This window comes from Spongiactinospora sp. 9N601, from assembly GCF_044326295.1.
GTDB classification, from domain to species: domain Bacteria; phylum Actinomycetota; class Actinomycetes; order Streptosporangiales; family Streptosporangiaceae; genus Spongiactinospora; species Spongiactinospora gelatinilytica.
The window spans coordinates 264,832-277,239 of record NZ_JBIRBB010000002.1 but is presented as its reverse complement, the minus strand read 5'-3'; the positions used below and the strand labels follow the sequence as shown (position 1 = coordinate 277,239).

General features: G+C 68.7%; 12 protein-coding genes and 1 tRNA gene. 7 read left to right on the top strand and 6 right to left on the bottom strand.

Going from position 1 to position 12,408, the window contains the following annotated elements; genetic code table 11:
- Positions 1–32: 32 nt before the first annotated feature.
- The 4 genes from rplK to ACH34R_RS04825 form a co-directional block, all read right to left on the bottom strand.
- Positions 33–464, bottom strand: a complete 432-nt coding sequence (rplK, locus tag ACH34R_RS04840; RefSeq protein WP_111167750.1) for a 50S ribosomal protein L11 — start codon at positions 462–464, stop codon at positions 33–35.
- Between the two features lie 90 nt (positions 465–554).
- On the bottom strand, positions 555–1,343 hold the full coding sequence (gene nusG, locus ACH34R_RS04835) for a transcription termination/antitermination protein NusG (RefSeq protein ID WP_111167751.1): 789 nt from the start codon (positions 1,341–1,343) through the stop codon (positions 555–557).
- 77 nt (positions 1,344–1,420) lie between these two features.
- Positions 1,421–1,669: a preprotein translocase subunit SecE gene (gene secE / locus ACH34R_RS04830; RefSeq protein ID WP_111167752.1), complete on the bottom strand. Its 249-nt coding sequence runs from the start codon at positions 1,667–1,669 to the stop codon at positions 1,421–1,423.
- 76 nt (positions 1,670–1,745) lie between these two features.
- Positions 1,746–1,818 (bottom strand) — tRNA-Trp (locus tag ACH34R_RS04825).
- Positions 1,819–2,086: 268 nt separating this feature from the next.
- On the opposite strand from ACH34R_RS04825, the gene ACH34R_RS04820 reads away from it, so the two are divergent.
- Positions 2,087–3,292 carry a pyridoxal phosphate-dependent aminotransferase gene (locus ACH34R_RS04820; RefSeq protein WP_397560061.1) on the top strand — a complete coding sequence of 402 codons (1,206 nt, stop codon included), beginning with the start codon at positions 2,087–2,089 and terminating at the stop codon, positions 3,290–3,292.
- A gap of 47 nt (positions 3,293–3,339) precedes the next feature.
- On the opposite strand, the gene ACH34R_RS04815 is transcribed toward ACH34R_RS04820, so the two are convergent.
- Together ACH34R_RS04815 and ACH34R_RS04810 are read right to left on the bottom strand one after the other, a co-directional pair.
- A complete protein-coding gene (locus tag ACH34R_RS04815; protein ID WP_397560060.1) occupies positions 3,340–4,419 on the bottom strand; it encodes a PASTA domain-containing protein in 1,080 nt (359 codons plus the stop codon).
- The gene (locus tag ACH34R_RS04810) at positions 4,416–4,916 is read right to left on the bottom strand and encodes a SigE family RNA polymerase sigma factor (RefSeq protein ID WP_397560059.1); all 501 of its coding nucleotides are present in this window, start codon (positions 4,914–4,916) and stop codon (positions 4,416–4,418) included. The genes ACH34R_RS04815 and ACH34R_RS04810 overlap by 4 nt, the downstream gene beginning before the upstream one ends.
- Before the next feature lie 78 nt (positions 4,917–4,994).
- Here ACH34R_RS04810 and ACH34R_RS04805 point away from each other — a divergent pair, with 78 nt between their 5' ends.
- The 6 genes from ACH34R_RS04805 to ACH34R_RS04780 all read left to right on the top strand — a co-directional run bounded on the left by ACH34R_RS04805 (position 4,995) and on the right by ACH34R_RS04780 (position 12,301).
- Complete coding sequence (locus ACH34R_RS04805) at positions 4,995–6,032, top strand: adenosine deaminase (protein WP_397560058.1); 1,038 nt, start codon at positions 4,995–4,997, stop codon at positions 6,030–6,032.
- 150 nt (positions 6,033–6,182) lie between these two features.
- Positions 6,183–6,926 carry a class I SAM-dependent methyltransferase gene (locus ACH34R_RS04800; RefSeq protein WP_397560057.1) on the top strand — a complete coding sequence of 248 codons (744 nt, stop codon included), beginning with the start codon at positions 6,183–6,185 and terminating at the stop codon, positions 6,924–6,926.
- A gap of 29 nt (positions 6,927–6,955) precedes the next feature.
- Complete coding sequence (locus ACH34R_RS04795; protein ID WP_397560056.1) at positions 6,956–8,827, top strand: acyl-CoA dehydrogenase family protein; 1,872 nt, start codon at positions 6,956–6,958, stop codon at positions 8,825–8,827.
- Positions 8,828–9,135: 308 nt separating this feature from the next.
- A complete protein-coding gene (locus ACH34R_RS04790) occupies positions 9,136–10,401 on the top strand; it encodes an extracellular solute-binding protein (protein WP_397560055.1) in 1,266 nt (421 codons plus the stop codon).
- Positions 10,402–10,559: 158 nt separating this feature from the next.
- On the top strand, positions 10,560–11,456 hold the full coding sequence (locus ACH34R_RS04785; RefSeq protein ID WP_397560054.1) for a carbohydrate ABC transporter permease: 897 nt from the start codon (positions 10,560–10,562) through the stop codon (positions 11,454–11,456).
- Positions 11,456–12,301, top strand: a complete 846-nt coding sequence (locus ACH34R_RS04780; RefSeq protein WP_397560053.1) for a carbohydrate ABC transporter permease — start codon at positions 11,456–11,458, stop codon at positions 12,299–12,301. The genes ACH34R_RS04785 and ACH34R_RS04780 overlap by 1 nt, the downstream gene beginning before the upstream one ends.
- Positions 12,302–12,408: the final 107 nt, after the last annotated feature.

Below are 12,408 nucleotides of genomic sequence, written 5' to 3'. Positions count from 1 at the left end.
GGCTGACCGGCCGACCGGGTCGGTCGGCGTCGTCAGTCGGCGACGGTGATGCCCATCGACCGGGCGGTGCCGGCGATGATCTTCTCGGCGGCCGCGATGTCGTTGGCGTTGAGGTCCTGCATCTTGGTCTCGGCGATCTGCCGCAACTGCTCCTTGGTGAGCTTGCCCACCTTGTCGCGGTGCGGGTTGGCGCTGCCCTTGTCGAGACCGGCGGCCTTCTTGATCAGCTCGGGCGCCGGAGGCGTCTTGGTGATGAAGCTGAAGGAGCGGTCTTCGAAGATGGTGATCTCGACGGGGATGATGTTCCCCCGCTGGGCATCGGTGGCAGCGTTGTACTGCTTCACGAAGTCCATGATGTTGACGCCGTGCGGGCCGAGCGCGGTACCGACGGGCGGGGCGGGCGTGGCCTGGCCAGCGGGGAGCTGGACCTTGACCAATGCCGCGATCTTCTTCTTAGGAGGCATCTGTCCTTCTCCGGGTCCTTTTACGATCCCTCGCGGGCGCGGCTCATCGCTACGCGACCGAGGGGACGAATGGCAAGTCTACGCGATGACTCAGATCTTCGAGACCTGGTTGAACGACAGCTCGACCGGGGTCTCTCTGCCGAAGATCGAGACGAGCACCTTGAGCTTCTGCGACTCGGCGCTGATCTCGCTGACCGTCGCGGGCAGCGTGGCGAACGGCCCGTCCATGACCGTGACGGACTCGCCGACCTCGAAGTCGACCGTGGCGGGCGCGGCCTTGGCCGACGCCTTCTTGGACTCCTCGGCCGGCTCGGGCGCGAGCAGCTTGGCGACCTCGTCGAGGTTGAGCGGGCTCGGCTTGTTGGACAGGCCGACGAACCCGGTGACGCCGGGCGTGTTGCGGACCGCCGCCCACGACTCGTCGGAGAGGTCCATCCGGACCAGCACGTAGCCGGGCAGCACACGCTCCTTGACCGGGACCTTCTTGCCGCTCTTGAACTCGGTGACGGTGTGCGTGGGCACCTCGACCTGGAAGATGAAGTCTTCCATGTTGAGCGAGCCGATACGGGTCTCGATGTTGGACTTCACCCGGTTCTCGTAACCGGCGTAGGAGTGGATGACATACCACTCACCCGGGAGGCCGCGCATCTGGCGCTTGAACTCCTCGACCGGGTCGACGTCCGACAAATCCGGAAGGACGTCACCGTCTTCATCGACGGCCGACTCATCGGCGCCATCGGCCTCATGCGCGGCCTCAGGCTCTTCCGACGCCTCGGACTCCGCCGCCTCAGGGCTCTCGCCGACGGCCTCGATCACCTCGTCGGGCTCGCCGTCCCACTCATCGCGGGATCCGCCGGCCGACAGTGGGGTCTCGGACACGGTGACTCTTTCTCTTTCCTTGGATGGGCTGCTGGCAACACCGGCGGGTGTGCCCGCCGACGTTGACTCCGGATCGCTCAGGAGGACCCGAAGACCGCCAGCACACCCTCCGTAAGCAGGAAGTCTAGCGCGGACACGATGCCCACCATGATCAACACGAAGACCAAGACGACCGTGGTGTAGGTGATCAGGTCCTTGCGCGTCGGCCAGATGACCTTACGCAGCTCAGCGACCACCTGCCGGTAGAACAGGGCTGGTGTGGTGCGCTTCTTCTTTGGGCTGGGAGCCGGCTTGTCCGAAGTCTCGCCGCGCGTGTCGATCGCCACAATTAATCACCTGATCCGTCGTGTCCTCGCCACCTGCGGTGCGCTGTAACACGCCTGCCGCGCGGACCGCTTCTCGCAGGGCACGAGGGACTCGAACCCCCAACCGCCGGTTTTGGAGACCGGTGCGCTACCAATTGCGCCAGTGCCCTAGGTCGTGCAACCAACCATACCCCGACTGAGCCGGAGTCTGGCCAGGACTCGCTCGGCCGACCACGCGACGAACGGTGGCCACGGCCATGCCGCAGTCTACGGCGGTTTCGGCTCCACGTCGAACCGCACAAGAACCACCGGCCACACCGCACGCCGCACCGCACGCCACGCCGCAGACCAGGCCACGAGCCGCCACACCCCGCGACGCCCCGTCCAAGGGGCGGATAAGGGGAGGTGACGGCCCTGCGCGTCTGGGAACATGGGGGTATGACCCGACCTCGCATATCAGCGCGTATCGCAGCCATCTCCGAGTCCGCGACCCTCGCGGTGGACTCCAAGGCCAAGGCCATGAAGGCCGCCGGCCGTCCGGTGATCGGCTTCGGCGCGGGCGAGCCGGACTTCCCGACGCCCGACTACATCGTCGAGGCCGCCGTCGAGGCCGCACGCAACCCGCGCTTTCACAAGTACACCCCTGCGGGCGGCCTGCCCGAGCTCAAGCAGGCGATCGTCGACAAGACGCTCCGTGACTCGGGCTACCGCACCGAAACCTCCCAGGTGCTGATCACCAACGGCGGCAAGCAGGCGGTATACGAGGCGTTCGCCACCCTGCTCGACCCGGGTGACGAGGTCATCGTCATTGCGCCCTACTGGACCACCTACCCCGAGGCGATCAAGCTGGCGGGCGGGGTCCAGGTCGACGTCGTCACCGACGAGACGACCGGCTACCTGGCGAGCCTCGACCAACTGGAGGCGGCCCGCACCGAGCGCACCAAGGCGCTGCTGTTCGTCTCGCCGTCCAACCCGACGGGCGCGGTCTACGGCCGCGCCGAGGTCGAGGCGATCGGCCACTGGGCGGCCGAGCACGGGCTCTGGGTGGTCACCGACGAGATCTACGAGCACCTGGTGTACGGCGGAGCGGAGTTCACCAGCATCGCCACCGCCACGCCCGAGCTGGCCGACCGCGTGATCATCCTGAACGGCGTGGCCAAGACCTACGCGATGACCGGCTGGCGGGTGGGCTGGATGATCGGCCCCAAGGACGTCGTGAAGGCCGCGACCAACCTCCAGTCGCACGCCACATCCAACGTGGCCAACGTGTCCCAGGCCGCCGCGCTGACCGCGCTGACCGGCGACCTGTCGGCGGTGGCGACCATGCGTGAGGCGTTCGACCGCCGCCGTCAGACCATGGTGCGGATGCTCAACGAGATCCCCGGCGTGGTCTGCCCCGAGCCGCTGGGCGCGTTCTACGCCTACCCGTCGGTCAAGCAGCTCCTGGGCAAGGAGCTGCGCGGCCACCGCCCGGCCACGACCGCCGAGCTGGCCGAGCTGGTGCTCGAAGAGGCCGAGGTCGCGGTGGTGCCCGGCGAGGCGTTCGGCACTCCGGGCTACTTCCGGCTGTCCTACGCGCTGGGCGATGACGACCTGGTGGAGGGCGTCAGCCGGATCGGCAAGCTGTTCTCAGAGCTCCGCTGACGCGAGCGGCAAGGGCCCGCTCCCGCAGGGCGGGCCCCCTCGCCGGCTCACGGCACGACGGTGAGCGATTCGGCGATCTTCTTCAGCTCGGCGTCGGCGCCCATCTTTCCGGCGAGCTCCGCACTGATCATTACTTCGATCGCCAGCTCCGGCGATTCCTGCCAGAGCATTAGGCGGCTGCCGGACTCCCCTGACGGCGTAGCCTCAGGTTCGCTCGGTTCGGTCGCCTCAGGTTCACTCGGTTCGGCGGACTTCTCCCCGTCCTCGGACGGCATCATGGTGGGCTCCGCGGACAGCGACTCAGCGGGCAGCTCGGTGAAAGTCGCGGTCGGCGCGGGCTCCGACTCGTCCCCGCCCAGCACCCAGTCCTTCTCGCCCACATCGACCAGGTACGCCTTCCGGTCGTTCCTGACGGTGATCGACTCGGCGCCCTCCTTGCCATAGCGCGTCAGCCGGTCGGCGGCCTCCGCGGCCGAGCCCCCCCGATAGACGACCACGTTGACCCCGGGCGGCTCCCCGGTGTCGGCCGGGATGTTCCATGAGGTGGCCAGGCTGTCGGCGCCGAAGCTGTCCTCGACGTACCAGCCCTCCCACTTCAGCCCGTCCGGCAGGTACTTCCACTCGATCCCGGCGAACCGCCTGCCGCCCTCGTCCAGGTCGCCCAGTTCCGGCGGAAGCTTGTCCTTGGTCCCGTCCGACACGGTGACCGTGACGCGGGCCCCCGGTTCCAGGGCCATGCCCGCGGCGGGCGACTGCGAGATCACCGTGCCGCCCCGCACCGTGCTGGAGGGCGCGCTCTTGTAGTCGGCCGTCAGCCCGGCGCGGTCCAGTGCCCGCTCCGCCTGTTCCATGGTCATCTTGGCCAGGTCCGGCATCACCACACCCGGCCGTACCGTGGCGCCCAACGCCGCCCCACGCTCCGGACCCGGCTGCTGGCCGGGGCTCATCGCCAGGTAGAGCGGCACCGCCCCGGCGACCGCCGCCGTCACCAGCGCCGCGCCCGCCGTACGGAGCCGGACGGCACGGCGGCGGTGCAGCCTGCGCACGGCCGCCGCCGTGCCCGCCCCCGCCCGCACGTCGCCGACCTGCGTGGACATGGCGTCCTTGAGTTCGTCCTCGATGGTCATGCGCTCACTCCCTCCAGCCTCGTCATGCGTTCGCGGATGCGGCCGAGCCCTCGGGCCGCCTGGCTCTTCACGGTCCCGACCGAGCAGCCGATCAGTGTGGCCGTCTCGGTCTCCGAGAGGTCCTCCCAGTAGCGCAGCACCACGACCGCGCGCATCCGCGCGGGGAGCCTGCGCAGTTCGCCCAGCATGACCTCGCGCAGATCGAGGTCGGCCGCGGTGGCGGCCGTGTCCGGCGGGCGGGCGAAGGAGATCTCCCTGATCACCTTCGCCCGCCGCGCGGCGGAGATGGCCGCGTTCACCACGACGCGCCTGGCGTAGGCGCCGGGGTTGTCGTGCCGGATACGCGGCCAGTGCCGGTAGACCTTCTCCAGGGCGTGCTGGACCAGGTCCTCGGCGTCATGCTGGGACGCGCCGCACACCAGGATCGCGGTGCGCAGCAGAGCCGTACTTCGGGCGGCCAGGAACTCGTCGAAGGCCGCCTCGTCTTCGTCCGTCATCAGCGAGGTCCCCTTTCGCCCCTCCCAACGCGCCGGGGTCCGCGCAGGTTGAGATCGAAGTTACGGCACCATGGGGAAATGCCACGGCCACTCCACACCCTCCCGAAAGCGCACCTGCATCTGCACTTCACCGGTTCCATGCGGCATTCGACGCTGATCGAACTGGCCAGGGAGCAGGGCATCCACCTGCCCGACGCGCTGGAAGAGGACTGGCCGCCCCAGTTGCACGCGACCGACGAGCGGGGCTGGTTCCGGTTCCAGCGGCTGTACGACATCGCGCGTTCCGTGCTGCGCCGGCCGGGCGACGTCTACCGGCTGCTGCGCGAGGCCGCGCAGGACGAGGCGGCCGAGGGGTCGGCCTGGCTGGAGATCCAGGTCGATCCCTCCGGGTACGCGACGCGGTTCGGCGGGCTGACGGCGACGCTGGACCTGGTGCTGGACGCGGCACGTCAGGCCGCCGCCGCGAGCGGGATCGGCATCGGGGTGGTCGTCGCGGCGAACCGCACCCGGCATCCGCTCGACGCCAAGACGCTGGCCAGGCTCGCCGCACAGTACGCGAGCGAGGGCGTGGTCGGGTTCGGATTGTCCAACGACGAACGGCGGGCCAGGGCGCGCGACTTCGACGGCGCGTTCCGGATCGCCAAGCGGGCCGGGCTGCTGGCCGTGCCGCACGGCGGGGAACTGGCCGGGCCGGTGAGCGTGGCCGAGTGCGTGGACGACCTGGCCGCCGACCGGATCGGGCACGGCGTGCGCGCGGCCGAGTCGCCGCGCCTGCTGGAACGGCTGGCCGACCGGCAGATCACCTGCGAGGTGTGCCCGGCCTCCAACGTCGGGCTGGGGGTCGCCGAGCGCGCCGAGGACGTGCCGCTGCGGCGGATGTTCGACGCGGGGGTGCCGATCGCGCTGGGCGCGGACGACCCGCTGCTGTTCGGCTCGCGGCTGCTGCGGCAGTACGAGCTGGCCAGGGAGGTGCACGGGTTCCGTGACGCGGAGCTGGCCGAACTGGCCCGCCAGTCGATCCGATCCTCCTCCGCGCCCGAGCACGTCGCCAAGGATCTGCTGCGGCGCGTCGACGCCTGGCTGGCCGGCCATGACGACGACTCCTCCGCCCGCTGACGCGGAGCTGAGGCAGACTGGAGGGGTGCGGGGTCCGGAGATGGGGCGGAGTTTGAGAACGGCCGCCATTGATCCCACTAGACTCGGCCGAGTCCGTACCGTGGCCGACCGGCCACGGTTTTGTGTAATCAGCGAGCTGGACGGAATCGCATGTCTGGGTATGACCGTGTAGTACAACCGGCCGCCGGAGACGAAGCCCTGGAAAACCACCTGGGCGGCGATGAGGCCAGAAACTACCGCCAGTACGAGATCGACATGGTGGCCCCGCACGTCGGCCGGTCGATGCTGGAGATCGGTTCGGGGCTCGGCCACTTCGCCGAGCAGTTCCTGCCCCGGCTCGACCGCCTGGTGGTCAGCGACTTCGACCCCTACTGCGTGGAGCAGTTGCGCAAGCGGTTCGACGGGCACGAGAAGGCGATCCAGGTCCTGCAGTTCGGGCTGCCGACGGAGATCCCGCTGGAGGGCGACGACCGGGTCGACACGGTCGTGATGATGAACGTCCTTGAGCACATCGAGCAGGACGTCGAGGCGCTGCGCTCGCTGGCCCAGGTCACCGTGCCGGGGGGCCGGATCATCATCTGGGTGCCCGGCTACATGCAGCTTTATGGCGACTTCGACCGCAAGGTCGGGCATGTCACGCGATACACGCCGACCACGCTCGCCCGCACGGTGACCGCGGCGGGCCTGAAGATCCGCACGCTCAAGCCGATCAACTTCCTCGGCGGCATCGCCTGGTGGCTGGCCGTGCGCCGGGGCGGTGTGGGCTATCCCGACCCGCGGCTGGTCAAGATCTACGACCGCACGGTGGTCCCGATGACGCGGCTGATCGAGCGGTTCGTCCGCCCGCCGTTCGGCCAGACGGTGTTCTGCGTGGCCGAGGTCCCCAAAGTCTGACCCGCCCGCGCGCGGGTACGTCCATCGGCATGACGGACTACGCGCGCGCCCGCGAGGTCGCCGAGCAGGCCAGGGAGACCGAGTGGACCCGGCCCAGTTTCGGCAGGCAGCTCTTCCTCGGTGACTTCCGGCTGGATCTGGTGCATCCGCCGCCGCCGGTGTCCGGGGCGGCCGAGGGCGAGAGGTTCCTGCGGTCGTTGCGCCGCTTCCTGTCCGCCCGGGTCGATCCGGCGCTGATCGAGCGTACGGCGCGCATCCCCGACGAGGTCGTCAAGGGGCTGGCCGAACTGGGCGCGTTCGGGATGAACATCCCCGAGCGGTACGGCGGGCTGGGGCTCGGCCACGTCCACTACGGCCGTGCCCTGTCCATGGTCGCCTCCTACGTCCCGTCGCTGGCCGCGCTGCTGTCGGCGCACCAGTCGATCGGCGTGCCGCAGCCGCTGAAGCTGTTCGGCACCGAGGAGCAGAAGCGCGCGTTCCTGCCCCGCTGCGCGGCCGGGGACGTCTCGGCCTTCCTCCTGACCGAGCCGGACGTCGGCTCCGATCCCGCCCGCCTGGCCACCACCGCCACGCCCGACGGCGGTGACTACGTGCTCGACGGCGTCAAGCTGTGGACCACCAACGGCGTGATCGCCGACCTGCTGGTGGTGATGGCCAGGACCGCCCGGGGCATCTCGGCGTTCGTCGTCGAGGCCGACACGCCGGGCATCACGGTCGAACGGCGCAACGCATTCATGGGGCTGCGCGGCATCGAGAATGGCGTGACCCGGTTCGACCGGGTACGCGTACCGGCCGCCAACCTGATCGGCCGGGAGGGGCAGGGCCTCAAGATCGCCCTCACCACGCTCAACACCGGCCGCCTCTCGCTGCCCGCGACCTGCGCGGGTAATGCCAGATGGGCCGCCAAGATCGCCCGGGAGTGGTCCGGGGCCAGGGAGCAGTGGGGGCGGCGGATCGGCGCGCACGAGGCGGTGGCCGGCAAGCTCGCGTTCATCACGGCGACCGCGTACGCGATGGGCGCGGTGGTCGACCTCGCCGGACGGCTGGCCGACTCCGGCACCAGCGACATCAGGATCGAGGCGGCCCTCGCCAAGCTCTACGCCTCGGAGATGGGCTGGCGAGTGGTGGACGACCTGGTCCAGATCAGGGGCGGGCGCGGGTACGAGACCGCCGAGTCGCTGGCCGCGCGGGGCGAGCGGGGCGTCCCCGCCGAGCAGATCCTCCGGGACATGCGGATCAACCGGATCTTCGAGGGCAGTTCGGAGATCATGCACCTGCTCATCGCCCGCGAGGCGGTGGACGCCCACCTCGCGGTGGCCGGGCAGCTCGTCGATCCCTCGGCCGCCGCCACCGACCGCGCCCGCGCGCTGGCCAGGGCGGGCGGCTTCTACGCCCGCTGGCTGCCCACGCTGGTGGTCGGGGCGGGTGTGCGGCCGGGGGCGTACGCGGAGTTCGGGCCGCTGGCCGGGCACCTGCGCTTCGTGGAGCGGACCAGCCGCAAGCTGGCCAGGTCCATCTTCTACGGCATGTCCCGCTGGCAGGCCCGGCTGGAGCACAAACAAGGCTTTCTCGGGCGCGTCGTGGACATCGGCGCGGAGCTGTTCGCGATGACCGCCGCCTGCGTCCGCGCCCAGGAGGACACCGCCGACCTGGGCCGCAGGCCGCAGGAGCTGGCCGACGTCTTCTGCCGCCAGGCGCGGCTGCGCGTGGCGGAGCTGTTCGGGCGGCTGTGGAGCAACACCGACGGCGACGACGTACGCCTGGCCCGGTACGCCCTCACCGGCCGCTACACCTTCCTGGAAGAGGGCATCCTGGACCCCTCCCTGGACGGCCCCTGGGTCGCCTCCGCCGAGCCCGGCATGTCGGTCACCGAGGACGTGCACCGGGCCGTCGCGCACTGAACAGGCATCGCCACCACGACGCCTGAAACTGGTCTATACCGCGCAATGACATGCACCGCGATTCCGGTGGTTGGCGACCGGGGGCAGGGGGCGGCTGACATCGATCGTTTCCAACCGGTCTAGACCGGCGACGTCTATTCGCCACCTACTCGTTGCAGATCCGATATTTCCCGGTATGGACCGGCTATCAAGCACGCGCTTACGCTGGCCTCGCCGTACTTGGACGCAGCCGTCTACACGGGGCCCCGCAGACGGCCGGCGGACCGGTACGGACCAGAGGTTCCCCCAGGTCAAGGTGGTATTCACTGATGAGAACGAGGATCGCGGGCGCCCTCGGCTTGGCGGCCGTCTTGGCCCTGGCCGGTTGCGGCTCGTCCGGAACAGGCGAGGGCGGCGGCCAGAACACCTCCTCGGGTGGCGGCGCGGTGACGCTGAAGATGGTGGCCGCCGACTACGGCTCCGACCCGAACGCGGAAAACGCGGGGGCGAAGTTCTGGAAGGGCATCGTCGATGAGTTCCAGGCCGCCAACCCGAACATCAAGATCGATGTCCAGGTGATCAACTGGAACGACATCGACAAGCAGGTCGCCACCATGGTGCAGAACGGCCAGCCGCCGGACATCCTGCAGACGGGCGGCTACTCCGGCTTCGTCCAGGACAGGCTGCTGCACAAGGTCGACGAGGTCCTCTCCCCGAACGTTCAGCAGGACCTGCTGACCAAGTTCGCCGACTTCGGCAAGGTGGACGGGGTCGCGTACGGCATCCCGTTCGTCTCCTCGGCCCGCGGGCTCTTCTACAACAAGGAGCTGTTCGACAAGGCCGGGATCGCCGAGCCGCCCAAGACCTGGGACGAACTCAAGGCCGCCGCGGAGAAGCTGAAGAAGTCGGGCGTGAGCCAGCCGTTCGGCCTGCCGCTCGGCCAGGAAGAGGCGCAGGGCGAGTCGTTCCTGTGGTTCCTCGGCGCCGGTGGCGGATACAAGGACGCCTCCGGCAAGTGGGCGATCAACTCGCCCCAGAACATCGAGGCTTTCACCTTCATGAAGGGCCTGGTGGACGCGGGTCTGACCACCCCCAACCCGGGCACCAAGGACCGCAAGACGGTCTGGGAGGACTTCGCGGCGGGCAAGGTCGGCATGGTCAACGGCGGCCCGATGTCCATCCCGATCTTCGACGAGGGCTCGGTAAAGGACAAGTACGGTGTCGCGCCGATCGCCGGCAAGACCGGTGCGCTCGACACCACGCTCGGCGTCATGGACTGGATCATGGCGTTCAACAAGAACAACCACCCGGCCGAGATCAAGAAGTTCTTCGACTTCTTCTACACCGGCAACGCGGTGCAGAAGATCGTGGACAACTACAAGCTGCTGCCCGTCACCAAGGGCGGCATCGAGAAGCTGTCCGGCGACGAGAAGCTGAAGCCGTTCCTGGACGGACTCCCGAACGCCAGCTTCTACCCCTTCACCGACCCCAAGTGGCCCGCTGTCCAGGACACCATCAAGCAGACCATCGGCGGCGCGGTCGAGGACCCGGCCAAGGTGCTCGGTGAGCTGCAGAAGGCCGCTGAGACGGGCTGACCCCGGCTGACCCCGGGCACACCGGTACGGCCGGCGCCTCGACACCCGGCGCCGGCCGTACCTCCCTGCGGAACCCTGCAGATCCCTAAAAGTCCCCGCAGGTCCCCCAAAAGACCCCCCGGGCCCCTTTCCAGGACCCTCCCTAGGAAGCAGGACAGATGCGGCATAGATCGAGGGGATTGCGCGCCCTCGAACCCCTGGCCTGGGTCGGACCGGCCATCGTGCTGATCGCACTCGTGGTGCTCTGGCCGGTGGTCGAGATGATCCGGTCGTCGTTCCTCAAGATCAGCAAGTTCGGCATCGTCCAGGGCGGCAACGGGACGGCCAACTACAACAAGCTCTTCGCCGAACCCGACTTCGCCAGCATCATGGGGCGCACCCTGATCTGGGTGGTCGCGGTGGTCGGGCTCACGGTGATCATCTCCCTCGCCCTGGCCCAGCTCTTCAACCAGCGCTTCCCCGGCCGCAAGATCGCGCGTTGGGCGCTGATCGCGCCGTGGGCGGCGTCGGTGCTGATGACGGCGATCATCTTCCGGTGGATGCTCGACCCCGAGGTCGGGGTGATCAACATGATCCGGCGCGACCTGGGCTTCCTCGACGCCCTCGGCGGCGCGTCCGCCGACCCGCTGGGGCAGTCCGCGACCGCCATGCCCTGGCTGATCTTCGTCGCGGTGTTCGTCTCGGTGCCGTTCACCACGTACGCGCTGATCGCCGGGCTGTCCACCATCCCCGGCGACATCTACGAGGCGGCCAGGATGGACGGCGCCTCCAAGATGCGGATCTACTGGTCGATCACGTTCCCGCTGCTCCGCCCGGCGCTGACGGTCGCGGCGCTGATCAACGTGATGAACGTCTTCAACAACTTCCCGATCATCTGGGCGATGACTCGTGGGCAGCCCGGCTACTCGACCTCCACGTCCACCATCTTCATGTACATCCTCAAGAACCGGGACATCGGGGAATCGGCCGCGATGTCGGTGGTCAACTTCGGCATGGTGATCATTCTGACCGTGGTATTCCTCAAGGTCACGCGGTGGAGATCGGAGGTCGTGTGATGGCGCACTCCGCTCCCGCCCCCTCCCGGGCGCTCCCCCGCCTGAAGAGCGTGGTCATCGCCGGGTCCGCCTATGTGATCGCGCTGATCTTCCTCTTCCCGTACGTGATCATGCTGCTCACCGCGGTGCGCCCGCAGGAGACGCTGCGCGAGGCGACCTACCTGCCCAGCGCGTTCGAGTGGTCCAGCCTGGTCGAATTCTGGAGCGGCGGCCTGGCCGGGAACCTGGTGGTCACCCTCCAGGTCGCGGCCGGTTCGACGCTGCTGGTACTGCTGGTCGCGCTGCCGGCCGCCTACTACACCTCCCGGCACAACTTCAGGTTCCGCACCGGCTTCCTGTTCCTGGTGCTGATCACGCAGATGTTCCAGCCGACCGCGATGCTCGTCGGCATCTACCGGGAGTTCTTCCAGTTCGGCCTGGTGGACACGGTCTGGGCGCTGATCCTGGTGAACGGCGGATTTAACCTGGCCTTCGCGGTATGGATCTTGAACGCGTACTTCTCCTCGATTCCCCGCGAGCTGGAGGAGGCCGCGTTCATCGACGGCAACGGCCGGTTCGGGACGCTGTTCCGGATCACGTTGCCGCTGGCCATGCCCGGTGTGGTGACCGCGCTGATCTTCACCTTCATCGCCGCCTGGAACGAGTTCGCGGTGGCGCTGATGCTCAGCACGACCCCGGAGAACCAGCCGCTGACCGTGGCGCTGAACTCCTACATCGGTCAGTACCAGGTGGACTGGCAAGGGCTGTTCGCCGGATCGGTGATCGCCACCATCCCGGTCATCATCCTGTTCGCGCTGATCGAGCGGAAGGTGGTGAACGGGCTCACGGCCGGGTCTATCAAATAATCGATTGCGCGTGACCGGCCCGCTGCATAGGGTCGGTGACATGTGGATCAACTCCTGACCGCCGGCAGCCGGCCCCGTCCCGCGTCCTCGCGGCGACAGGCCCGCAC